Genomic DNA, 23,875 nt, shown 5'->3' with positions numbered 1-23,875 from the left:
CCGATCTATGCGATTGATTCGCTGTTTCTTCGCTGTAGCTTCTGTATCAGTTTCCTCGGTTTGGGAATGGGTTTCTCAGATACAGGGTTCGCGACTTCGTCAGCCAGTTGTGCCAGCCGCTGACTTGCACTCGCTGCCTCGGTTGGCCTCTCACCGATGGTTTGGGCTGTCTCCAGTACCTGAGTGATTGCCGCAAAAGGATCGATACCGATGCCGCTATTGAGCAGCTTCATCACATCACGTTGTCTTTCGGAGGTGAGTTCCTCCAGCTGCTTGTAAAACAGGTCCTGCATTTGCGTTGGATAGGCATTGATGGTGTCTGCGAAATTCTTGATTTTGTCGATCAGGTCTCGGCCACCATTGGCAATGCTTTTTGCCCCGTCGATCACTTTATTCGTGGTGTCGACCGCTGTGTTCAGGCCATTTTTGATTTCCTGGGTATGCAGTGTCTCTGCCAGCTTCAGGCCTTTCTTGAAAAAGTAGTAGCGCAGTAGCGGCATCGCTATGGCGCCGACAAACATGCCGATCGCCGCGCCAATTCCGGTGCCGACACCGGGGACGACACTGCCGATCGCCGAGGCCACTGTGCTACCCGCAATCGCACCTTTCAAAATTGATTTGACGCCGTGTTTGGACAGAAGGAATTTACCCAGCGTCATGTTCTGCCGTACCTCGGCAATATCGGCACCTTCGGGAACGAGGCCGTCGAATTCAGTGGCAAGGTTGTGTATCTGGTCGGCCGCGTTTTTGGCTTTACCGAGCACGCCGACGAAATCCTTCGCCAGTTCAAACACCGCTTTTGATGTGCCTGACTTGTCGATGTACAGAAGCGGGTTGTTGCCGACCATCGCATACAGGTTCAGCCCATCCACAGCCCCCGCCGGGTCGGCACTGACCCAACGCTGCAACCACGGCGCGTAGTAACGCGCACCGTAGTAATACAGCCCGCTGTCATCCATTTCCTTGCCGGAATAGCGGATGGTTTTGTAGTCGACGTCCACCGCGCTGCCCCGCGCATACCAGGCTGTGGCGCCGAACGGGTAATAACCTTCCTGGCTGATCACTTGCGCCTGTTGATCGAGTTCCAGCGTGGAGGAACCCAAGTGGTCATCGAGGCTGTAGCGCACTTGATCGGCGGCGATGTTCGCCGGTTGGCCGCTGACCCAGTGCAGGCAACGCACGCTGCCGTGCCCGCCGGGCAGGGTGATCACGTGCAGTTCTTCGCCGTTGTCGCGGGTGCGGATTTCCAGGCCCGGGAGGTAGATCACTTCCTGGAAATGAGTCAGCGAGGATGTGTGGGTTTCGTGGCGTTTGTACACGCGCACGCCCTGGCTGTAGCGGTAGAACTCCTGGTCATTGGGGCCGTTATCGCGGTTGACCAGCGTCACCGCTTCCAGCTGATCGAGGCTGTTCCACTGCAAGGCTTGGCCCGGTTGCAAGGCCTGGAGGTTGCCGTGGCGGTCAAATAAGGTGTTGAAAACTGGATCGGGGTCTCCAGGTTTCCAGCGCACACCGCGGTTGCTGGCCGGGTCGATGAACATCCCGCGGGTGTGTGAGGCACCCGCCCGCACGTGCCGCAGTTCGATCAGGTTGTTACCGGCGTCGTACTCGTAGTGTTGCGTGTAATTGAGACGATTGTTCGGATCCCCAGGCAGGGGCCGGCCCGGAACATCCGACGGCGGCGCATCGTCGTAACCGCTGGCGCGGGTCAGGCGGTACAGCGAGTCATAGGTGAAATCGCGGTGGCCGTCGACCAGCTGGTTGGCGAAAAAGATCGGCTGGAAGGTGTGGTCTTCGAGGCGGGTGATGTTGCCGACACGATCGTAGAAATATTGCAGGTCCTGCAGCGCCAGCTCGGCGTTTTTTTGTGCTCGTTGCGTAGCCAGGCGCCCATCGGCCGGGTCGTAAGTCCAGGTGCTGAGCACCTCGTTGCCAGCGCGTTGTTCGATGATCTGGCCAGCGGCGTTGTATTGCGCATCTTTGAGCACCGACTGCCAGTTCGGGCTGCCTTTGATCCGCAGTTCAACCTGCTTGAGCTGCCCGGCGATGTCGTAGCGCGACTGTTGCTGGTGCTCACCGGCATCGGTCTGGCTCAACACCGTGCCCAGCGGGCTGTAAATTCGGCTGCTGCGGTAGGGGATGCTCTCGGCCAGGGTTCGGGTTTCGCGCAAGGGTTGTCCGAGCAGGCTGTAGCTGTCGAAACTCAAGGTGCCGGAGCGGTCGAGTTGCCCGGTCAATTGGCCCCGCAGGTTAAATGCAGGATCGGCGGAGTCATCGGCATAGGAGAAGGTTTCGACGTTCGGCTGGCCATTTTCCTCGACGGCTATCGGACGCAACTGACGGTCGTAGGTGGTGCGCCAATGACTGCCACGTTGGTCCCAGCGCTGGAGCTCTTCCCCCGCCAGCCCCGGCAGGCTCAAACGCCAACCGGCATCGACGGAATCGACCTTCAACGGCTCGCCGGACAGGCGATAGACCGTGGCCAGGTTGGGAGCGACACCGAACGGCCGCGGGTCCCATTGCTCGAGCAGTCGCCCGGCCCCATCGTGCTGTTGGCGGGTAATGAGCGTTTCCACGGGGCCGTCGGCGACTACGCGCAGATAAGCCACCTGGCGGACCGGCAGGCCCCGGCTTTCATGCACAGTGAGCGAGGGCGTGCGCTGGTGGACAAAACTATCCACCTTTGGTCCACCAGTTGTACAACCTGGAGTGATTTGTGGAAGCCGGATGAGCTTGCCGCCTTAAAAACTGATTATCCGTAGTACCCATCTCTTTGTAGGCGGCGATCCCTCCTTGAGCGTGTTTTATGTCGGCAAGGACGGCGCTGGTTTGCTGGCGCAAGCCTGCCCGGGTGATAGGCGCCCCACCTGTTACCCATGGCCCGAGTTCATCGGAACCTAATGCGTCGAAAGCCGATTCGGCCCACTCCGAACGCTCTTCGACAGCCGTTTTCCAGTCGCTGAGCATAGTCTCGATTTTGCCGATCTTGACCGGATCGAGCCCGTTCTTGATGTCTTCGGCTTCCACGGCGCGAGCAAACATATTGATGGCGCCTGGGATGGGCGATATCCACGAGGCCATTACCCTGTTCATTATAAATTCAGGGTTGAGGACTGCGTTGAGCGCCGGGTGGATCAGCTCTTTCTTTGCGTCTTTCCAGCTGTTGATTTCGTTAACGGCATCAGCGATGCCTAACTGGCGATCAATCTCTTTGACGGACATCTTAGAGGTTTGTGGTATGAGCGGGCCGAGGCTGACCCCGACTTTATCCGCGAGCGCGTTTGCAATGGGGTCTATCTTCGCGCCGGTTTCATCTCCGGCGATGTTGCCACCGATCAACCCCCCAGCCGTTAAGTATGGAATTTCGGTAGGAAGACCAGGAACAGCGATGTCAACTAACTTGCCGTATGCGAGTCCGGTTTCATAGCCCGCGACCCCTTTGACTACCTCGACCGCCAGATTCGCCATCAGATTTCGTTTGATGTGCTTCTGATGGATGATGTTGTGGAGTTGCCCGAGTGTCTGCTCGGCATGTCCACCGACGGTAGAAATAAAACCTGAATAAAGCATGATCGCGCTTTCCGCTTTGGCTTTCCCGTCAGAGTCCACATAGCGCATCGGGTTGTTCTGCACGTAGGCATATCTGTTCAGCCCGTCCGCCTGCACTGGGTCGGCACTCACCCAACGCTGCAACCACGGCGCGTAATACCGCGCACCGTAGTAATACAACCCGCTGTCATCCATTTCCTTGCCCGAATAGCGGATGGTTTTGTAGTCGGCGTCCACCTGACTGCCCCGCGCATACCAGGCCGTGGCGCCGAACGGGTAGTAACCTTCCTGGCTGATCACTTGCGCCTGTTGGTCGAGTTCCAGCGTGGAGGAACCCAGGTGGTCATCGAGGCTGTAGCGCACTTGATCGGCAGCGATGGTCGCGGGTTGACCGCTGACCCAGTGCAGGCAACGCACGTTGCCGTGCCCGCCGGGCAGGGTGATCACGTGCAGTTCTTCGCCGTTGTCGCGGGTGCGGATTTCCAGGCCCGGGAGGTAGATCACTTCCTGGAAATGAGTCAGCGAGGAGGTGTGGGTTTCGTGGCGTTTGTACACGCGCACGCCCTGGCTGTAGCGGTAGAACTCCTGGTCATTGGGGCCGTTATCGCGGTTGACCAGCGTCACCGCTTCCAGCTGATCGAGGCTGTTCCACTGCAAGGCTTGGCCCGGTTGCAAGGCCTGGAGGTTGCCGTGGCGGTCAAATAAGGTGTTGAAAACTGGATCGGGGTCTCCAGGTTTCCAGCGCACACCGCGGTTGCTGGCCGGGTCGATGAACATCGCGCGGGTGTGTGAGGCACCCGCCCGCACGTGCCGCAGCTCGATCAGGTTGTTACCGGCGTCGTACTCGTAGTGTTGCGTGTAGTTGAGGCGATTGTTCGGATCCCCGGGCAGGGGCCGCCCCGGTACATCCGACGGCGGTGCATCGTCGTAACCACTGGCGCGGGTCAGGCGGTACAGCGAGTCATAGGTGAAATCGCGGTGGCCGTCGACCAGCTGGTTGGCGAAAAAGATCGGCTGGAAGGTGTGGTCTTCGAGGCGGGTGATGTTGCCGACACGATCGTAGAAATATTGCAGGTCCTGCAGCGCCAGCTCGGCGTTTTTTTGTGCTCGTTGCGTAGCCAGGCGCCCATCGGCCGGGTCGTAAGTCCAGGTGCTGAGCACCTCGTTGCCGGCGCGTTGTTCGATGATCTGGCCGGCGGCGTTGTACTGCGCGTCTTGCAGAATCGGCTGCCAGTCGGGGCTGCCTTTGATCCGCAACTGAACCTGCTTGAGCTGCCCGGCGATGTCGTAACGCGACTGTTGCTGGTGCTCACCGGCATCGGTCTGGCTCAGCACCGTGCCCAGCGGGCTGAAGGTGCGACTGCTGACGTAGGGCTGGCCTTCGAGCAGGGTTCGGGTTTCGCGCAGAGGTTGTCCGAGCAGGCTGTAACTATCGAAACTCAAGGTGCCGGAGCGGTCGAGTTGCCCGGTCAGTTGGCCACGCAGGTTAAATGCGGGATCGGCGGAGTCATCGGCATAGGAGAAGGTTTCGACGTTCGGCTGGCCATTTTCCTCGACGGCTATCGGACGCAACTGACGGTCGTAGGTGGTGCGCCAATGACTGCCACGCTGGTCCCAGCGCTGGAGCTCTTCCCCCGACAGCCCGGGCAGGCTCAAACGCCAACCGGCGTCGACGGAATCGACCTTCAACGGCTCACCGGACAGGCGATAAACCGTAGCCATGTTGGGGACGACACCGAACAGTCGCGGATCCCATTGCTCCAGCAGTCGCCCGGCAACGTCGTAGCGCTGGCGGCCGATCAGGGTTTCCACGGGGGCGGCAGCGACCTTGCGCAAGTACGCGACCTGGCGAATCGACAAGCCCCGACTATCGATGACCGTCAGGTTCGGGGTGCGCCAATGAGCCGAGGTCGTCATGGCTTGCCTGCCTTCAGCTCACCTTCAGGCGGCGCAACGTAGGTGTCGTTGAAATCCAGGCTGGTGGTGTACCAGGGATGGATGATCTCGAGCGCGACATCTCCTTTGGCGTTGATGATTTTGTACAGGCGACCCAGCACGTCGTAAAAGTTCTGATCGTGATGGCCGAACTCCCGGAAGGAATGGTCATTGATATAGCAATGTCCATCGGCGAAGTAAGGGCGAAATGCCCGAACGGCCAACCCCTTGTTGTTGTATTCCACACGTTCGCTGACGCGCCAGCGTGGGTCGGCATGCGCAACCTTGGGCTTGCCGTCTTCAATCACCAGCTCACCGTTTTCCACCACAAAAGCCAGCCCTGGCTCGACCAACTGTTTGGTCTGCAGCGTCCGGCCAAAACCGTCCACAAAGACTTTGACGATCTGGATTTGTTGCAGCTCATCATCCCAATAGCGGTCGGCGGTGAGGACGACGCTGTGCACCGGTTCGCGGGGCACCGTGCGGATCAGGTCGAGCAGTGCTTGTTCAGGCGCGGTCAGGGACTTGAGCCGGGACAGGCGACGGCGGGCGCTGGCGCAAATGTGCAGGCTGGGTAGCACGTAACCCTGGGCGATCCAGGTGGCCAGCCAGTCAGGTGTCTGGTTGACGGACGGGGGGAGTTCGCCCATCCAGCTGAACAGGTCCTTGCGCAATACGCTGGCTGCTTTTTGCAGGGCGCCTTTGGGATCTTCGATGGCAGGGCCCGGGCGATGGTCCTCGGGACGATCTTGTTCGCCGAGGGGGCAAAAACCAACTTTTTCGCCGCCTTCAGTGCCATAAAAACTGATGGCAAGGGGTTGTCCGGACGGCTCGTAAAGGGCTTCCTCGACATTGTCATTGGCATCGTAGCTGCGCATGAGTTGCAGCGCGTGATAGTCATATTCGAAACGGGCTTCGCATCCGTCCGGCTGGGTGATGCTTTTCGGCAGCAGACAGTAGGCGTCGTATTGGGCTTTCGTGATGCCGTAGCTGGGGGTTTCGTTGTACTCCATCACTTTGTAAAAGCTATCGAGCTTGCCGTATTTGGCAAAACCATACCGCGACGACCACAGGTTTCTCTCCTTGTCCTCTTCCTTGTCTGCCTCTGGGTCTACGCCCAGCACCAGAGGCATGGCCAAATAACCGATTCTTTCCAGTTCGTCCCGAATATCCAGCGACTCGACCGTGTCATAGGCTTGCAGTGCGGTCTTGTCCAGTTGGGCAATTTCCAGCGGCGCCCGCAGTGCCTCGAAATCCGCCTCGCCGTCAGCAAGCAGTGTTCGGTCGTCAGTCTTGAAGTAGCGATAGACCGACTGCGTGGTCAGTAGCCGCTGAGCCACCCATTCGGGCGAGGCGTACAGTTCGAGCAAGCCCTCATAAGAAATGTCTGCGGGAGCGAGTCCCCCGGCGGCTGGCTTCTTGGGCAGTACCAACGCATTGCCCCGTTGCAGATAGGGCAGACCCAGTCGCCAGCCTTGCCAGTCCTCCAACTCCTGCAAATGAATGAACTCGGCGCGGGTTTCGTTCAGGTAATAGGACTGTTGCGCCGGGTCATGGGCATCAAGCCACCATTTCTGCTCATCGACGTCGTCAAAGGGCGGTTCATCCTGCTCGGTCTGGCGCCGCGCATAGCTGACCGTGATGGCATGCACAGGCAGACCGAACTCGTCGTGGCTCAAGGTGATTTCATGTCGGCACAGCGGGTCATTCTCGAAGCGTTCGTACTGGTAGCTGATCGTTTCCAGTTGCAAGGGCAGCATGACCGGGTACGCGTCATGGTCTGCCTTTTTGCGCAGTTCGCGAACCTTGTAACGGCTTTCCTCCACCGCGAACGGCACCGCCATGGCCAGGTCATCGTCGGCGGCGTAGGTCTCCACACGCAACACCGAACCGGCCAGGGCGTGGGCGATGGCGTGGGCGGTGGCTTCATCGGTTGGCGGGATCGGCTCATCGAAAGCGTCGTTGCGGTGATACTGGCAGAACAGTGTGGGTTTTAAATCACAGGCTTCGGGGTCACGGTTGAAATAGCCATCGCGTGGCAGGTCGATTTGCCGTCCGGTGTGAAACCAGGTGCAGACCAGCGCCGGGGCGGTAAAACCGGTGTCATCTGCCCGTGTGGCCGTTTCGCTGTCGGTCTGACGCAGCAGGCCAAAGCCGCGAAATTCGCGGTTCCGGCCATCGTAATAACCCTGCAAATACTGGAAAAACTGGTTCAGGCAGTTGCCGGTGATTTCATCGAGCTGGCTCTGTTGCTTGACCACGGGCACCGGGAACGGCAAGTAGGAAATCGGCAGACGTTTGAACTTGAGTATCCGATTTTTTTCATCCAGCCATTCCTGCGCCGAACTGCGATACACCACCTGGGTGCTGCAGCCCATGTTGTTATTACTGGCGACCAGCATGTACGGCTTGGCGCTGACGAAATCGTAGCGCCAGTGCCGTGGTTTCATGTGCGGCACGGTCAAGATCAGGCTCGCGCACCCCAGGCCTTGCAGGTCGGCGAGGGTGACCTGGCACAGGTTGTCGTAGCGGATTCCTTCGGGCCAAGGGACCGTTACGGGGGTTTGCTCCAGACCATTGCCGCCGTGATTGAAATAGATCTCGAAACAGTCGGACTTCAGATAAATCAGTGCCGGTGCACCAGAGCCGTCCAGATCGGCAATCCACACCCGCGCCGCGTCGAATGTGGCGTAGTCGAAGGGCAGGGCACTCATGACAAAACCCTTGCCGAACCGACCGTGCCCGAGGTTCGGCCAGCATTTGATTTCATCGTGCCGGATGCGGCACAGCTCGGTCATGTCACTGCCCAGTAAATTGCCGAGCAACACCAGTTCGCTGCGAGCGTTGCTGAACAGCGGCAGGCGATCGGTGTCCGGTGTGTGCTCGACATCCTGGCCCTGCGCGAAACCTTCCTCACGCCGATTGGCGTACAGTCGCACGCTGCGCGGGCCGATCAGCGCCATCGAACTGAGCCCGTCGCCCATCAAATCGCCAGACTGTGAAAGCGTTTGGAAAAACTCTACCGGGAATGCTGTAAAGGGAATGAACCCTGACCAGCTGCGATCGGGGTTGAGGGTGTGGAAACCGCTCATGCCGGGGGACGCGAGAATCCAGTCCAGCCGGCCGTCGCCGGTCATATCGGTCAACGCCTGATAGGTCGGTTGATTGCGATCGGCTACGGGGATTCGGGACAGTTCTGTCCAGGGACCGTAGTGGATGTCATCGGCCCCTGTCAGCGCGCGCAAGGGTTCGCGGTAATACCAGCTCTGGTCGTAACGACAGAGAAAACCCGGCACACCTTCACCGAACAAATCAACGCATTGGTGGAGCGCTCCGTCCTCGATACCGGGCATGTTTTCGAACGGGAACGGTTTCGACTGCTTGTTCAGTTCGAACTCTGAATAGTCGAACTCAACTGGCGGCATGTTTTCCACGGCGCCGCTGGCGTCGTATGACTGATAGTGCGCCTCACACAGTTGGGTGTACTCCAGCGCAGTCGGCTGGTACTTGAGCAACAATCGCCGAACCAGCGCCGGTTTTGCGCCCAGCTCTGGAAAGTGATGAAACATCAAGACCTGATGGCACCGGCGGCGGGTCCCTAGTTCAAATCCGTAGGTGTAGCTGTGGAAGGGATCGCTGCGCAATTGCCACTCACCATGACCATCGCCGGGAGCATCGAAGGGCGGGCCGTAGATCGGCTTCTTTTCCCGGTCGAGGGTGCGTTCGCCGTAGTCGAACAGCAGGTGGAAATGCCACGAAGGGGGCGCCAGCTTCAGTACGTTCCAGCCATACAAGTGGCTGCTTGCCTCGAAATTGCCATAAAGCACGCGCTGCAAGTAACGCTGAGCGCTGTAGTCATGTGCATTGTCTGGATCATGGGGTTCTTCTGGCTTGTACTCGAAGCAAATGTGCTCGCCATGAGCATTCATGCTTTCCTGCAGAAGCCAAGCGCCCACCCGGTCTTCGGCCTGAGGGTCTGCCCGACGCGATGCCGCAGTTTTGCCATAAAGATGCAGGCTTCCGTCGGCACCATGCACAAGCCAGAATCCTTGAGGGGTGACGTCAGAACGCCATAGCTCGATCAGATCGAACGAACTCTCGACCCGTGGCCAGTAGCGCACAACGTCGTGCTTGCCAATGGGGAGACCGCGATATTCGGTTACTTCTCTGGACGTTGGCTTGCCCTCGTCATCCAGCTCGGGCATCAACTCCTCGCCACCTGGGCCGACCATGATGTCGGTGGCGAGGTAGTCGGGTACGCCTTTGCTGGTCCGGCGAGTGATGGCACTGGTCCCCAAACGCCAGCCAATGCCGAACGGACCGTTACCACCCTGGCTGTCATAGCCCAGCGCCATGGCGGGGTCGAAACCGCGCCCTGCTGAAAGGGGCAGCGGCAATTCGAATGAAGCACTGCCCGTTACGCCGACCGAACCCCAGCTTTTGCCGATCGTGGCAATGGAAGCACTCTTGGCGATCGAGGGTTCAGTGATGCTCAGGGACGCTTGCTCTTCCATGGGGCTGATCCTGTATCGGCTTTGCGCTCTCCCATAGCAATGGAGTCGCGTGATAGAGCGACGCTAACAAAATCATAGGAAGGTGTGACCTGTCACATCTGACAGGTAGGGCGGGGTTTTCTAGACCGAATAGGTTGAAAAACGCTGTGCGTTATAGCGAATGGTAAAAGTGGCGCGCAAAAAAAACGGCCAGGTCATCTGAAAGACGACCCGGCCGTATAGGCAAGCTGAAGCGTTTACTGCACTTCTACCGCCAGGCTTTCACTGATCTTTTTCTGCCAGATGGCAGGACCGGTGATGTGTACCGACTCACCCTTGCTGTCTACTGCAACAGTCACTGGCATGTCCTTGACGTCGAACTCGTAGATCGCTTCCATGCCCAGTTCGGCGAAAGCCACCACGCGGGATTTCTTGATGGCTTGTGCCACCAGATAAGCCGCGCCGCCAACAGCCATCAGGTACACGGCTTTGTGGTCCTTGATCGCTTCGATCGCAGTCGGGCCGCGCTCGGATTTGCCGATCATGCCCAACAGGCCGGTTTGCTCGAGAATCTGACGGGTGAACTTGTCCATCCGCGTCGCGGTAGTCGGACCGGCAGGGCCCACCACTTCTTCGCGCACCGGATCAACCGGGCCGACGTAGTAGATGAAGCGACCCTTGAGGTCCACCGGCAGGGTTTCACCCTTGTTCAGCATCTCGACCATGCGCTTGTGCGCCGCGTCGCGACCGGTGAGCATCTTGCCGTTGAGCAGGACGGTTTCGCCCGGCTTCCAGCTCTGCACGTCTTCAGGCGTTAGGGTATCAAGGTTGACGCGACGGGCCGACGGGCCGGCTTCCCAGACGATTTCCGGGTAGGCGTCCAGCGGCGGCGCTTCCAGGGAGGCCGGTCCGGAACCGTCGAGCACGAAATGCGCGTGACGGGTGGCGGCGCAGTTGGGGATCATGCACACCGGCAACGAAGCGGCGTGGGTCGGGTAATCCATGATCTTTACGTCGAGCACGGTGGTCAGGCCACCCAGGCCCTGGGCGCCGATGCCCAGTTGGTTGACCTTCTCGAACAGCTCCAGGCGCATCTCTTCGATACGGTTGGACGGGCCGCGCTTTTTCAGCTCGTGAATGTCGATGGATTCCATCAACACTTCCTTGGCCATCACTGCGGCTTTCTCGGCGGTGCCGCCGATGCCAATGCCGAGCATGCCCGGTGGGCACCAGCCGGCGCCCATTTCCGGAACGGTTTTCAGCACCCAGTCGACGATCGAGTCGGACGGGTTGAGCATGGCCATTTTCGACTTGTTCTCGGAACCGCCGCCCTTGGCCGCCACGTCCACTTCCACGGTGTTACCCGGAACGATGGAGTAGTGGATAACGGCCGGGGTGTTGTCCTTGGTGTTTTTACGAGCGCCCGCCGGGTCGGCGAGGATCGAGGCACGCAGAACGTTTTCCGGCAGGTTGTAAGCCCGGCGCACGCCCTCGTTGATCATGTCGTCCAGGCCCATGGTGGCGCCATCCCAACGTACGTCCATGCCCACGCGAACGAAGACGGTAACGATGCCGGTGTCCTGGCAGATCGGGCGGTGGCCGGTGGCGCACATCCGCGAGTTGATCAGGATTTGCGCCATGCTGTCACGGGCCGCTGGCGATTCTTCGCGCAGGTAGGCTTCGTGCATCGCCTGGATGAAGTCAACGGGGTGGTAATAGGAAATGAACTGCAGGGCGTCGGCAACGCTCTGAATCAGGTCGTCTTGCTTGATCACGGTCATGAGTCGCGCTCCTCTAAAAGACGGGAACATTCAATAAGGTGCTTGCAGCTTGGGTGCATCGGTCGGTTGCAAGCACCTTTACAAGGCACGCCGGGGCTGCTGGCGCGACGCTAAAAAGGCGCGGCAGTATAACGCGCCTCGGTTCCGGGCACACCCGCCGGTAGTCAATCGTTGGTCGCATAGGCTGGCGATGCAAATAAACCTGCGGCAGGGCTTTTGGTGGGAGCGGGCTTGCTCGCGAAGGCATCGGCACATCCAGCATTAATGTGAATGACACGCCGCCTTCGCGAGCAAGCCCGCTCCCACAAAGGTTTGTGTGTAAATTTGCGGAAAGTCGAAGGTCATGCCTTTGACGCCAGTTTTTCGCCCTAAAAATTGAATGGTCATTTATCAGGCACGCTACTAAAGTGGCGTTCGGTCTGTAGAGTAGGACACTCAAGCAGCCTCCCTTCGCACGGTGAGTCAACGATTGACCCATAACGCCATCCAGCGCTTGTTGCTCAAACGCTTCGCCCTCGCAGCCGGCACCTACGCCCTGGCTCTGTTGCTGTTGTGGCTGGCATTTTTTACCGGTCATTACGATGAATCCCTGTCCAACGTGGTCATCGGCAGTGCGCTGGTGGTCATCAGCCAGGCCGCGTTGTTTGCGGTGTTTTACAGCGGCTGCAACCTGCGTTTTTCCGATCCCAGCCTGACCGAAGCGCAAGTGTTGCTGGGGCTGGGTTGGCAAACCTGGCTGATCGCCCATCTGGACGAAGCACGCGGCGCGTTCCTGGTGTTCTACGTGCTGATTCTGCTGTTCGGCTTGTTTCACCTTTCGCGCTTTGCCTTCTTGCGGTGCGCGCTGTTGGTGTTCGTCAGTTTCAGCGCGATCACGCTGTGGGAGGGCTACCACTTCCAGTTGCCCGACCCGGCACTGGCCGCGTTGCAGGTGTGCGTGCTGCTCATCGTGCTGGTCTGGCTGGAGCTTTATGCCCGTCACGTCCAGGCTTCCCGTCAACGCATGCGCCAGCGTCGATTTGCCTTGCAGGCGCATCAGGACACCCTGCGCGGGATGATGCGCCAGCTCGAAGACCTGGTGGCCACCGACGAGCTGACCGGGCTGTTCAATCGCCGGCATTTCCTGCGCCTGGCCTCCCGGGAGCTGAGGGCCATGGACGCCGATGTCATGCATGGCCTTGCGCTGATCGACCTCGACCATTTCAAACGCATCAACGACGTGCACGGCCATGCCGCCGGTGATCAGGTGCTGCAAGCCTTTGCCGCCGTGGCCACCGCCTGCTTGCGCGATGGCGATGTTCTGGCCCGTTACGGTGGCGAAGAATTCGTCGTGCTGTTGCCCGACTGCAACCCCGAGCGCTTGACCTCCTGCTGCGAGCGGCTGCGCATTGCGTTCACCGATGTACAACTGATCGGACTCGACGTCGCCCATCTCAGCTTGTCGGCGGGCATGACGTTGCTCGAAGTGGGCGATGATCTCGACGAAGCCTTGCAGCGCGCCGATCAGGCGCTTTATCGCGCCAAGCGTGACGGCCGCAATCGTTGCGCGGCCGCGTGGGAGAACGTCGATGCCTGAGTTACGGGTCGGCGAACGCCAATGGTCGGTGGCGGCGGGCAGCAACCTGCTCGATGCGTTGAATCAGAACGGCGTGTCGGTGCCCTACAGCTGTCGCGCCGGCAGTTGCCATGCCTGTCTGGTGCAATGTGTCCAAGGGCTGCCGAGCGACAGCCGCCCCGATGCCCTCAGCGCAGAGCAACGACAGCAAGGCTGGCGCCTGGCGTGTCAGTGTCAGGTGGTCGAAGACTTGCAAGTCCACACGTTCGATCCGCTACAGGACGGCCGCCCGGCCGAGGTGGCGGCTGTCGATTGGTTGAGCGCCAGCGTGTTGCGTTTGCGCCTGATCCCCGAGCGTCCGTTGCGCTACAGCGCCGGGCAGCATCTGGTGTTATGGGCGGGCAACGTGGCGCGCCCGTATTCATTGGCCAGCCTGCCGGAAGAAGACCGTTTTCTGGAGTTCCACCTCGATTGTCGCCAGCCTGGGGAATTCAGCGACGCGGCCCGTCAGCTGAAAATCGGTGATGCGATCCGCCTCGGCGAATTGCGCGGCGGGGCCTTGCATTACGACCCGGACTGGAACACCCGACCACTTTGGCTGCTGGCCGCCGGCACAGGGTTGGGCCCATTGTTCGGTATCTTGCGGGAAGCGCTACGGCAAGATCATCAAGGCGCCATTCGCGTCATTCACCTGGCCCACGATGCCGAGGCGCATTACCTGGCCAAACCCCTGCAAGCCATGGCCGCCAGCCGCCCTAACCTGAGCATTGAGCTGTGGACAGCGGCCGAGTTGCCCGAGGCTTTGGCGCAACTGCGGCTTGTTTCACGGCAAACCCTGGCCTTACTCTGCGGAGCCCCTGACAGCGTCGACGCCTTTGCCCGGCGCTTGTACCTGGCGGGATTGCCGCGCAATCAACTGCTGGCGGACGTCTTTGTTCTGCGCGGTTGAGCGCTGATTTTCAGACGCGAGACCGACCATGAGTGATGCCATCCAGTTTGAACGCGAGCGCGGCCTGCTGACCCTGCGCCTCAACCGCCCCGACAAGAAAAACGCCCTGACCCGCGCCATGTACAGCCACTTGGCCGAAGCGCTGAAACTGGCGGATTCCGACCCTGAAATCAATGCCGTGCTGATCACCGGGACTACCGAGTGCTTCACCGCCGGCAACGACATCGCCGACTTCATCCAGCAACCACCGAGCAACCTCGACAGCCCGGTGTTTCAGTTCATGCTCACCTTGCTCGAATGCCGTAAACCGGTGATCGCCGCCGTGGCCGGTGCAGCCGTGGGCATTGGCACGACGATGTTGCTGCATTGCGATCTGGTGTATGTCAGCCGCGATGCGCGCCTGCGCATGCCGTTCGTGAATCTCGGGTTATGTCCGGAATTTGGTTCCAGCCTGATCCTGCCGCGGTTGCTCGGGCAGGCCAAAGCGGCGCATTTGTTACTGCTGGGTGAAAGCTTCAGCGGTGAACAAGCGGCACAGTGGGGGATTGCGACCGAAGCCCTGGACAGTGGCGAAGCGGCGTTGGCCAAGGCGCGGGAGGTGGCGTTGCGTTTCGAGTCGCTGCCGCCGGAAGCGGTGCGCATCAGCAAGCAATTGATGAAAGCCGCGGACCGCGAACAACTGCGCAAGGCCATAGAAGAAGAGAGCGCACAGTTCACCCAACGGCTGCGCTCGGCGGAAGCGATTTCGGCGTTGACCGGTTTCATCAAACGGCATTGATTCTGCGGTGACTGGGCGGGCCCCTTCGCGAGCAAGCCCGCTCCCACAGGGGGGCGAACGCCACAGATCCAATGTGGGAGCGGGCTTGCTCGCGAAGGCGTCCGTCAAGACGACACCTCTTACGGATCAGAAACTAAAAAGCCCCGCCATTCACATGGCGGGGCTTTTTGCGTATGTGCGCCCAAAAACTGAAAAAACACAGGCCGTCTACTGTCAAGTCTGACAGTAGACGGCCCCCACCTTCACTGTTCAGATGCTCTGACCCGGCGCAGTCCTTTAACCCCCCGGTGATCATTCATTATTTGAAGGAGAACACAATGTCAGCACAAGACCTGCTCTCTGGCACGCTCGATCCTGCCTTTGGGGTAAACGGCAAGGTCCACCTTGACTTCGGCGCAGCGATAAGCGTCACCATCAAGGGACTGACTGTGGCGACCGATGGAAAAATCTATTTCACCGGGAGTTACATCGCTAACGAACAGGCCGGGTACATGCTCGGACGCCTTGATGCCGATGGATCGCCTGACCCGACATTCGGCACCCATGGTCTTGTCATTGACTCGTTCGCAGGTGAACCCGACTCAACTGGCAATACCATTACCCTTCTTGAAAACGGGAGCATTCTTCTTCAGGCCTCAACCCGTGTAGATCAGTACCCCGCGTACGTCCCGGCGTTGGCCCGCTACAACCACAACGGCAGCCTTGATCCAGATTTTGGCACTGGGGGGAAAGTCATCATCGACACCCCGCTTGCCACTGCCATTGACCCACCGGGTCAAACGGCAATGACCCCGACAAGCCCGGCATCAGACATTGCCCAGGTACTTCCCGACGGTAAAATCCTGGTATGCACCTATCGTCCCCGGGTAGGAGCGATTTTCAGACTCCAGAGCAACGGTTCACTTGATCTGAGTTTCAATGGTGTTGGCTACATTACCTTGAGCCACCCTGACGCACCTGATCAGCCGGTATTGATTGACAATGTATTGCTTCAAGCAGACGGCCAGTACCTGGCCTGTGGCAGTTTTAACCAATCAAAAAATGCTTTTGTCGCTCGTTACAACACTGACGGCAGCCTGGATCGCACCTTTGGTAAAGACGGCTTCGTTCTCGTTGCTTCCTCTCCCTCTGACGACAAACGCCTGCGCTTCACACAGATGTCGATGCAACCTAATCAACGAATTCTCGCTATTGGCGAAGTTATCTCCAGCCCCTCTGAAGGCTTGATGGTGAGTCTTGAGCCTGATGGAAGTCCAAACATCCAGTTCAATGGCGCGCGCCCGGTTTACACGCAACTGGATGACAAACCGACCGGCTGGGTAGGTGCTGCGATGCAAACCGACGGGAAGATCGTCGTGGCGGGAGCCATACAGGGTTCAGACGCCATTCACTTCGACGGCGTTGTCGCTCGTTTCCAGAGCAATGGCACCCTGGATCCAGTGTTCAACGGATCGGGTTGGACCCGTACCGGTTTCGACAAAGGTGATGGTGTCACTGCGATGACGCTGCAGACCGACAATAAGACGCTGCTCGCGGCTGACGATCAATCGCAAAAATCAGCCATCCTGCGTTACCTGGCGTAGCCCTTCACCCGGGCCCGAAAGGGCTCGGGCACGATTGTCATCATCCTCAGTCGGGAGAGCAGGACCATGTCCAACGTACACAACCAGTCACCCTTCGCTTCTGGCGATCTAGATCCCGGCTTTGGCGATGGCGGCCGAATTTACCTGAGTGTTGAGGGCTATGGCGAGACCGTAAAAATACAACCCGACAATAAAATTATCGTTGGATTTCGCACTGGTCCCGGCTTCGGGCTGGCTCGTCTACAGCCAGATGGCTCGCCAGACATGACCTTTGGTATCGATGGATACGTCATTGGAGAGTTCGGCCAGGATAACGAGATCACCCCGGTGACTGATCTGCACCTGCTGCGCGATGGTCGAATTCTACTCGTCGCAGAGAAGACGACATCAATGGGCACGTACCCGGCACTGGCCATGTTCCATCGCAATGGCAGTGCAGATACGACCTTTGGCCAGAACGGACAACAAATCGTCCAGCTCAAACCTGCCGGACAAGACGAGTTGCAAACAGGATTCTGCCGCCATTCAACGGTGTTGGCCGGCGATAAAATACTCCTGACACTCACCCCCCAAAGGATATTGAACGACCGATACGAGGGATTGCTGATTCGACTTGAACCCGATGGTTCGCTGGACACCACATTTAATAGCCGAGGCTATGTCCCTGTCCCTTACAAAGACACTGGGCTGACGACGCTTGAAGGTGTTGCCGTGCAAGCCGATGGCCGTTACCTGGTCGCCGGTACGACGCGAATACGTACACACACGTTCAGTTTTATGACACGAATTCATGAAAACGGGGGCATCGACGCGACATTCGGAGAGCTAGGTTATGCCACGGTCGAGATTTCAGGGGTAAACACTTATCTGGGACCGATAGCCCTCACCCAGGACGGCAAAACGGTCGGCGCAGGACATCTGGGCGGGGCGTGGTATACCGGCCGTGGGCTTCTATCGGTTATCGACGCCCAAGGCCAACCGGATGCGCAGTTCAACAATGGAATGCCTGCCCTGCTATCCATCCCGCAAATGGATGTGATGTGGCGCGATGTCATCGTCCAGAATCAACACCTCACACTGGTCGGCGGCGGTCAAACATCGGAAGGCATAACCCGGTATGCCATCGCCCGCTACCTGCCCTCCGGACAATTGGATAGCCGTTTTGGACAAGAGGGCGTTATCCGAGGGGAACCCAGGGTATCTATCGCTGCGGCAACGCTACGACAGTACGACGCGAATATCATCACCGTCGGTACCACTGAAGGTAACGGTGAACGTGTGACGGTCAGTTGTTATTCAGGATGAGCCGGCCATAGAAGAAGAGAGCGCACAGATCACCCAGCAGCTGCGCTCGGGGGAAGTGATTGCGGCGTTGACCGGGTTCGCCAAACGGCATTGATTCTGCGGTGACTGGGCGGGCCCCTTCGCGAGCAAGCCCGCTCCCACACTGGATCTGTGGGTACACAAACCCCCTGTGGGAGCGGGCTTGCTCGCGAAGGCGTCCATCAAGGCGACACCTCTTCCAGATCAGAAACCAAAAAGCCCCACCATTCACATGGCGGGGCTTTTGTTTTTCAGCAACCGGTCACTCAGACCATCTTGTCGCCAACGTGCAGGATTTTCATCCCGTTGGTGCCGCCGATGGTGTGGTAGCTGTCGCCCTTGGTCAGGATCACCCAGTCGCCTTTTTCGACGACACCGCGTTTGAGCAACTCGTCGATCGCGGCCTGGCTGACTTGCTCAGGCGGCAGCGATGCCGGGTCGAACGGTACGGTGTAGACGCCACGGAACATGGCCGCGCGGGCCTGGGTTTCGCGGTGCGGGGAGAACGCGTAGATCGGGATCGAGGAACGGATGCGCGACATGATCAACGGCGTGTAGCCACTTTCGGTCAGGGCGATGATCGCCTTCACGCCCGGGAAGTGGTTGGCGGTGTACATGGCCGCCAACGCGATGCTCTGGTCGCAGCTTTCGAAGACCTTGCCGATGCGGTGGCTGGAGGTCTTGCTGGTCGGGTGCTTTTCAGCGCCGATGCAGATGCGCGCCATGGCTTGCACCGCTTCCAGCGGGTACAGGCCGGCAGCACTTTCCGCCGAGAGCATCACGGCGTCGGTGTAGTCGAGCACGGCGTTGGCTACGTCGGACACTTCGGCGCGAGTCGGCATCGGGTTCTGGATCATCGACTCCATCATCTGGGTCGCCACGATCACAGCCTTGTTGTGGCGGCGTGCGTGCAGAATGATTTTCTTCTGGATGCCCACCAGCTCGGCGTCGCCGATTTCCACACCCAGGTCACCACGGGCCACCATGACGGCGTCGGAGGCTTTGATCAGCGCGTCGAGGGTTTCGTCGTCGGCCACGGCTTCAGCGCGTTCGATCTTCGCCACCAGCCAGGCAGTACCGCCGGCTTCGTCGCGCAGTTGACGGGCGTATTCCATGTCGGCGGCGTCACGCGGGAAGGACACGGCGAGGTAGTCGACCTGCATTTCCGCGGCGAGCTTGATATCCGCCTTGTCTTTTTCAGTCAGGGCCGGAGCGGTCAGGCCGCCACCGCGACGGTTGATGCCTTTATGGTCGGACAGCGGGCCGCCGATCAGTACGGTGCAATTGAGTTCGGTGGCATTGGCGGTATCAACGCGCATCACCACACGGCCGTCGTCGAGCAGCAGCTCGTCGCCCACGCCGCAGTCTTTAACCAGGTCCGGGTAGTCGATGCCGACGACGGTCTGGGTGCCTTCGGTCAGAGGATGGCTGGTGGAGAAGGTGAATTGATCACCGATCTTCAGCTCGATCTTCTTGTTGGCGAATTTGGCGATACGGATTTTCGGGCCTTGCAGGTCACCCAGCAGAGCGACGAAGCGGCCGTGCTTGGCAGCGAGGTCACGCACCAGCTTCGCGCGAGCCTTGTGCTCGTCGGGGGTGCCATGGGAAAAGTTCAGGCGGGCGACGTCCAGGCCAGCCAGAATCAGCTGTTCGAGAACTTCCGGCGAGTTACTGGCCGGGCCAAGGGTAGCGACGATTTTGGTGCGACGGACGGACATGCATAGACTCCTGAGTTCAAGCGCTGGGTGAGGCTACTATGGTCCGAAGTTGTAGTCATTGTTCGTTTGCACTACTTATTCGTTTGTTTCTTGAAACGAACAATCCTGAAGATTTCCGCCAACGGGTCGATACAGAGCTCAAGACAGGAGAACCCCCATGCGATTCGTGCTCATTGCCGCCCTTGCCCTCAGCGTCACGGGCTGCACCCGTTGGTCGATGAACCATCATTTGAATAACGCCTACAGCGCCTACGACCGTGGCAATTGCGAGCAGGTGATGCTCGAACTGTCCAAAGTCGAACGCGCCAGCCGAGCGCGGCCTTACGTGTGGCCGGAAGCATCGATGATGCGCGGCTTGTGCCTGGAACGGCAGAAACTGTTTGTCGATGCGGCGCAAACCTACCAGTTCATCATCGCCTCGTACCCGCAAAGTGAATACGCCTACCGCGCCCGCGCCCGCCTGGAAACCTTGCAGTCGCTGGGCCACTATCCGCTGCGCAGCGCGGCTGCGGTGGTGCACCCGACGCAGTTCTGATGGTCCTGATCGTTCAAAGGCTGGCTCACCGGCGGTGGTGAGCTATAGTCGAATAGATCGGTTTAGAGCCTTGCCTCTGATCGACGCAACACCTGTGATCGGCAGGCGTAAGCGGCAGCGGCGTTATGGACTGTCGCACCGGGATCGGGGAGAGCGCGCCCATGCTTCTATATAAGAGAAGCAGGCCCGTTCCGAAGCATTAGTGCGGCTCTGCTGAAGAGCCTTGCTGGGCCATTTGCGCATGTTTACTGACCGCCGGATCGAGCGGCATCAACTGCCGTATTTTCTAAGAGTGTTCAACAGCGTCACCGACAAACCCATCGGCTTTCTGGGCAATGTGTCCGAAGACGGGCTGATGCTGATCAGCCAGCTGCCGATGATGATCGGCGCCGATTTCGATTTGCGCCTGAAAATCCCCGACAGCGATGGCTGCATGCAGGTCATCGATCTTCAGGGGTGTTGTCTGTGGTGTCATGAAGACACGACCCCTCACCATTACGACGCCGGGTTCAGCCTGCAACGGGCACCGCCGGAGTATGGGCAACTGGTCAGCGCCTTGAAGCAATACTTCAGTTTTCAGCCGCTGCCTGCTTCTGCTTGATGCCCTGCGGTGCCTGTACTGGCGCCTTCGCGGGCAAGCCCGCTCCCACAGTGATCGCGTCGAACAAAATGTTGGCGTACACCACCGAACCTGTGGGAGCGGGCTTGCCCGCGAAGGCGTTAGCGCAGGCGCCTGATATTTAAGCTCAGGTCACCTTGATCGCCGTCTCGTTCGCCAGCGACCGCTCCACCAGCATCAACCCCAACTCACTCAATTGATAAATCGCCATCGCCAGATGCCGCGGCTTGTCCTCCAGGCTTTCGGCCAGGTCGAGCAGCAGAATGCTGACCGAGGAAAAGGTTTCGTAGGTCTGGATGGTCAGGGCTTCGGGGTTTGCATCGGGGACGACGGTGAACATTTCCATGGCACGGTCCTGGGATGAAGGGAGGCGGTTGATGTGGGGTTTGAGGTAATGGTCCAGCGCCTTGTTGGCGGCGGCGTTGAGCTTTTTTGAATCGAGGGTGGAATAGGGGGAAACCGGGTCGGCTTCGGGGGGATTGGGTGTTGCCTTGAACATGATCATTGTTCCTTTTAGTGAAGCTGCCACCGTCTCGCGACTAAACGAGGGGTGGCGGCTGGACGCAGGTTAGTCGACCGGGAGGAACATGAAAAAACCGGCGCGCCCGAGGGCGCCCTGCGCACAGCCACCATTGAGTGCGGGGATAGGGAATACCCGACTGAATGACGCTTATGCACCTTCATGTTACCTACCGGGCGACTAAACCCGATCGCTGATTGGCAGCGACGCGGATCAAGTTACGGGGCAATACCAAGGCGCACAAGCCGGCGGATTCTGGCGGATGTGTAGGCAAAGGCGCAAGGCGCTGTAGCCGCGGACTGAAGGGTTTAAAACATTAGGAAAAGTGACGAGGCGTAGGGTAGCCGTTCGTCGGTACTGTCATATCTGACAGGTAGTCGGTCGCCCGTTGATCGATGTAAAAGAAAGCAGCAGGTCAAGTTGCGGCAGACCGAGTTTTCGTCCAAATACAGGAGTTGGATCATGTCAGATGAGAGTGTTGATTTCACAGATGCTGCTCATGAGAAAGATTTTGCCGATGAGAAATCGGACAACTCTGTAGAGCCTCTGACTGAGAGTGCACAGCAAACCGGCGCGAACAACTTGACAGCCGACGACGCGGGATCAGTTCTTGTTGGTCCACTAGAGATCAATAGGCCTCATGATCGTGTGTTTGTCGATCGATCGAATGTTTTTATTTTTAATGTTGCGCAAAAGGGACGTCACCAGGTTTGGATGAAGTACATGGTGAACAACGTTTTGATAAGTTCTTTTGAAGAACAATGGTATACGGGTGAACAATGGAATCACCATCCTGTTAGTAGTTTTATTACAGGGGATGGGTTGTATGAAGCGTACTGGCGATTTAATGACACGATCTCCGAAAAAATTCATAGATTTGTATACGTTAGTGATCAGCCAGTTATTACCTATCCGGCTCAAAATGAAGTCATAGCAGATCGCAAGCCAAGGATTACCGGGACCGGCGGCGAGCGCAGTATCCTCAGGGTAATGAAGAGTTCCTCGGCAATTCAACTGAGTGCGGAAATCACGCCCAATTCAAATCGATGGGCCCTCGATCTTAACCAGCGCTTGCCGTATGGTGATTATTCTATTGCCATTCGGCAATCGATGCCGTTCTATATCTCGCGTTATAGTCTAAACCGGCCTTTTAAAATCAGAGGTATAGACTTGTCTTCACCCCAGCCTGCTCAGATCGTGCCCAGCAAGGACATTGTTTTCAGGGGTGAGAGCAATCCTGGAGTGATGGTTCATGTAATTAGAGCGGACAGTACTCAGCAGATGCTTACCAGTTTAGTTCAAGTTCCATCCAGCCAGCAGTGGAGCCTGAGACTAAGAGAGGATATGGTTGGAACACTGGAAAGTGGTGAGTTGAGTGTAAGAGCTCAATGGAATGGACTGGCCGGCATGGGCCGTTCGGACCTACTGACTTTTAAAGTGTTAGGTGTTCCGGCCATCACCGGCCCCGCTATCGAGCAAGACATGTCGTTTGACGTGACCGGTAATAATTACTTGCCAGGTTCCACTGTCGATATCTATATCGATCTGTCACCTGAGCGCGTGGGGCAGAGTGCTGTGACGCTAAGTGGTAAAACCTGGTCCGCGAGAGTGACACTTGAGCCGGGCCCTGTCTCCCTCGTGGCGGAGCAAAGATGGGGAGCGTCAGGTTTGGTTTCCGGGAGAGGCTTCGAGCGCCAGTTCAAAATCCGCCCCCCCCAACTGACGGATGTCATCCCCACCGCAACGTCTGACAACACCGTTATGTTCTCAGGTGTTGGTCACAACGGCGCCAGAGTCGAAATCGCTATAACCAACGGGCCAGGTGGACAATCGCTAGGCCCGGTGACGGTTGTCAACAATGCCTGGCAGGTGGTCGCCACCAATTGGCCGCCCGGCCTGTACAGCTTTTTGGCCACACAAAAAGTGTCTGATGGCGACGGTGGCTGGATCGTTTCGAAGCCTTTCCCGTTCACCTACGACTGGAAGGTACCGGCACCCACCGAGGTCACTTATACAGTGGCGAATTACACGCCGACCTTCACCGGCCGTGGCTACAACGGGGCCACGGTCGAATTGTACAACCCTGGTGGCGCGAGCAAGGCCGCACCGGATGCGTTGGTGGCCAACAGACGATGGTCAAGCCAGGCGTCTGAGGTCTGGGGGCCGACGTTGAAGCGTGAGGTTCACCTGCGCCAACGCCTGGGCCAGGTCTTCTCCGATTGGTTTTTCCTTGAGGTGACCATTCCTCTGCTCCCGCCGGTCATCACAGAGATGATCGACAACGAATACACGCCCATCTTCAATGGCACCTGCTGGGCCGGGGCGACGGTCAATCTGACATTCAGCGACGATCCAAATGTCTATCCCGCGGTGGTGCAAGGTGACACCTGGACGTATACGCGTCCCGAGCCGTTCGAGATCGACATCACCCACACGCTCACAGTCACACAGCACGCGGCCGGTCAGGATTCGCCGTCGACCATCCTGTCCTTCTCGATCAACCGCGTCCTCCCCACCCCGGTGTTTACCGCACCGGA

General features: G+C 58.7%; 13 protein-coding genes and 1 pseudogene. 8 read left to right on the top strand and 6 right to left on the bottom strand.

What is annotated here, in order from left to right; all coding sequences use genetic code 11:
• Positions 1 to 5 precede the first annotated feature (5 nt).
• The 4 genes from DFS28_RS25405 to DFS28_RS25390 all read right to left on the bottom strand — a co-directional run bounded on the left by DFS28_RS25405 (position 6) and on the right by DFS28_RS25390 (position 11,758).
• On the bottom strand, positions 6 to 2,681 hold the full coding sequence (locus DFS28_RS25405; protein WP_111451940.1) for an RHS repeat-associated core domain-containing protein: 2,676 nt from the start codon (positions 2,679 to 2,681) through the stop codon (positions 6 to 8).
• The gene (locus tag DFS28_RS25400; protein WP_111451939.1) at positions 2,674 to 5,466 is read right to left on the bottom strand and encodes an RHS repeat domain-containing protein; all 2,793 of its coding nucleotides are present in this window, start codon (positions 5,464 to 5,466) and stop codon (positions 2,674 to 2,676) included. Before DFS28_RS25400 ends, DFS28_RS25405 begins: the two co-directional genes overlap by 8 nt.
• A complete protein-coding gene (locus DFS28_RS25395; RefSeq protein WP_111451938.1) occupies positions 5,463 to 9,998 on the bottom strand; it encodes a SpvB/TcaC N-terminal domain-containing protein in 4,536 nt (1,511 codons plus the stop codon). The genes DFS28_RS25400 and DFS28_RS25395 overlap by 4 nt, the downstream gene beginning before the upstream one ends.
• A gap of 236 nt (positions 9,999 to 10,234) precedes the next feature.
• Positions 10,235 to 11,758: a fumarate hydratase gene (locus DFS28_RS25390; protein ID WP_008156025.1), complete on the bottom strand. Its 1,524-nt coding sequence runs from the start codon at positions 11,756 to 11,758 to the stop codon at positions 10,235 to 10,237.
• Between the two features lie 469 nt (positions 11,759 to 12,227).
• Here DFS28_RS25390 and DFS28_RS25385 point away from each other — a divergent pair, with 469 nt between their 5' ends.
• From DFS28_RS25385 to DFS28_RS25365, 5 genes are all read left to right on the top strand, one after another.
• Positions 12,228 to 13,334, top strand: coding sequence for a GGDEF domain-containing protein (locus DFS28_RS25385; RefSeq protein WP_111451937.1), 1,107 nt, complete (start codon positions 12,228 to 12,230; stop codon positions 13,332 to 13,334).
• On the top strand, positions 13,327 to 14,262 hold the full coding sequence (locus DFS28_RS25380) for an iron-sulfur-binding ferredoxin reductase (protein WP_111451936.1): 936 nt from the start codon (positions 13,327 to 13,329) through the stop codon (positions 14,260 to 14,262). Before DFS28_RS25385 ends, DFS28_RS25380 begins: the two co-directional genes overlap by 8 nt.
• Before the next feature lie 28 nt (positions 14,263 to 14,290).
• Complete coding sequence (locus tag DFS28_RS25375) at positions 14,291 to 15,040, top strand: enoyl-CoA hydratase-related protein (RefSeq protein WP_111451935.1); 750 nt, start codon at positions 14,291 to 14,293, stop codon at positions 15,038 to 15,040.
• Positions 15,041 to 15,357: 317 nt separating this feature from the next.
• Entirely contained in the window at positions 15,358 to 16,623 is a 1,266-nt protein-coding gene (locus DFS28_RS25370) for a hypothetical protein (RefSeq protein ID WP_158539698.1), read from the top strand.
• A 66-nt stretch (positions 16,624 to 16,689) separates the two neighbouring features.
• On the top strand, positions 16,690 to 17,928 hold the full coding sequence (locus tag DFS28_RS25365) for a hypothetical protein (protein ID WP_111451933.1): 1,239 nt from the start codon (positions 16,690 to 16,692) through the stop codon (positions 17,926 to 17,928).
• A gap of 284 nt (positions 17,929 to 18,212) precedes the next feature.
• On the opposite strand, the gene pyk is transcribed toward DFS28_RS25365, so the two are convergent.
• Complete coding sequence (gene pyk / locus DFS28_RS25350; RefSeq protein ID WP_111451931.1) at positions 18,213 to 19,664, bottom strand: pyruvate kinase; 1,452 nt, start codon at positions 19,662 to 19,664, stop codon at positions 18,213 to 18,215.
• Positions 19,665 to 19,821: 157 nt separating this feature from the next.
• Here pyk and DFS28_RS25345 point away from each other — a divergent pair, with 157 nt between their 5' ends.
• Positions 19,822 to 20,199 carry a tol-pal system YbgF family protein gene (locus DFS28_RS25345; RefSeq protein ID WP_111451930.1) on the top strand — a complete coding sequence of 126 codons (378 nt, stop codon included), beginning with the start codon at positions 19,822 to 19,824 and terminating at the stop codon, positions 20,197 to 20,199.
• A gap of 241 nt (positions 20,200 to 20,440) precedes the next feature.
• Positions 20,441 to 20,800 carry a PilZ domain-containing protein gene (locus DFS28_RS25340; RefSeq protein WP_074879553.1) on the top strand — a complete coding sequence of 120 codons (360 nt, stop codon included), beginning with the start codon at positions 20,441 to 20,443 and terminating at the stop codon, positions 20,798 to 20,800.
• A 145-nt stretch (positions 20,801 to 20,945) separates the two neighbouring features.
• Here the strand turns inward: DFS28_RS25340 and DFS28_RS25335 are convergent, their stop codons facing one another.
• Complete coding sequence (locus DFS28_RS25335; protein ID WP_111451929.1) at positions 20,946 to 21,317, bottom strand: DUF6124 family protein; 372 nt, start codon at positions 21,315 to 21,317, stop codon at positions 20,946 to 20,948.
• A gap of 483 nt (positions 21,318 to 21,800) precedes the next feature.
• Here DFS28_RS25335 and DFS28_RS25330 point away from each other — a divergent pair.
• A pseudogene (locus DFS28_RS25330) lies at positions 21,801 to 23,875 on the top strand (hypothetical protein); the annotation flags it as partial.

It is taken from the genome of Pseudomonas sp. 478 (genome assembly GCF_003254125.1).
Lineage (GTDB): Bacteria > Pseudomonadota > Gammaproteobacteria > Pseudomonadales > Pseudomonadaceae > Aquipseudomonas.
Note: the sequence above shows the minus strand (reverse complement) of the source record. Positions and strands in the feature narration are given on the sequence as shown.

Excerpts from the sequence above, each read along its gene's own strand:
- DFS28_RS25395 (WP_111451938.1), bottom strand. The coding sequence starts at position 9,998 with ATGGAAGAGCAAGCGTCCCTGAGCATCACTGAACCCTCGATCGCCAAG.
- DFS28_RS25345 (WP_111451930.1), top strand. The coding sequence starts at position 19,822 with ATGCGATTCGTGCTCATTGCCGCCCTTGCCCTCAGCGTCACGGGCTGC.
- DFS28_RS25400 (WP_111451939.1), bottom strand. The coding sequence starts at position 5,466 with ATGACGACCTCGGCTCATTGGCGCACCCCGAACCTGACGGTCATCGAT.
- DFS28_RS25340 (WP_074879553.1), top strand. The coding sequence starts at position 20,441 with ATGTTTACTGACCGCCGGATCGAGCGGCATCAACTGCCGTATTTTCTA.
- DFS28_RS25390 (WP_008156025.1), bottom strand. The coding sequence starts at position 11,758 with ATGACCGTGATCAAGCAAGACGACCTGATTCAGAGCGTTGCCGACGCC.
- DFS28_RS25370 (WP_158539698.1), top strand. The coding sequence starts at position 15,358 with ATGTCAGCACAAGACCTGCTCTCTGGCACGCTCGATCCTGCCTTTGGG.
- DFS28_RS25335 (WP_111451929.1), bottom strand. The coding sequence starts at position 21,317 with ATGTTCAAGGCAACACCCAATCCCCCCGAAGCCGACCCGGTTTCCCCC.
- DFS28_RS25380 (WP_111451936.1), top strand. The coding sequence starts at position 13,327 with ATGCCTGAGTTACGGGTCGGCGAACGCCAATGGTCGGTGGCGGCGGGC.
- pyk (WP_111451931.1), bottom strand. The coding sequence starts at position 19,664 with ATGTCCGTCCGTCGCACCAAAATCGTCGCTACCCTTGGCCCGGCCAGT.
- DFS28_RS25365 (WP_111451933.1), top strand. The coding sequence starts at position 16,690 with ATGTCCAACGTACACAACCAGTCACCCTTCGCTTCTGGCGATCTAGAT.
- DFS28_RS25375 (WP_111451935.1), top strand. The coding sequence starts at position 14,291 with ATGAGTGATGCCATCCAGTTTGAACGCGAGCGCGGCCTGCTGACCCTG.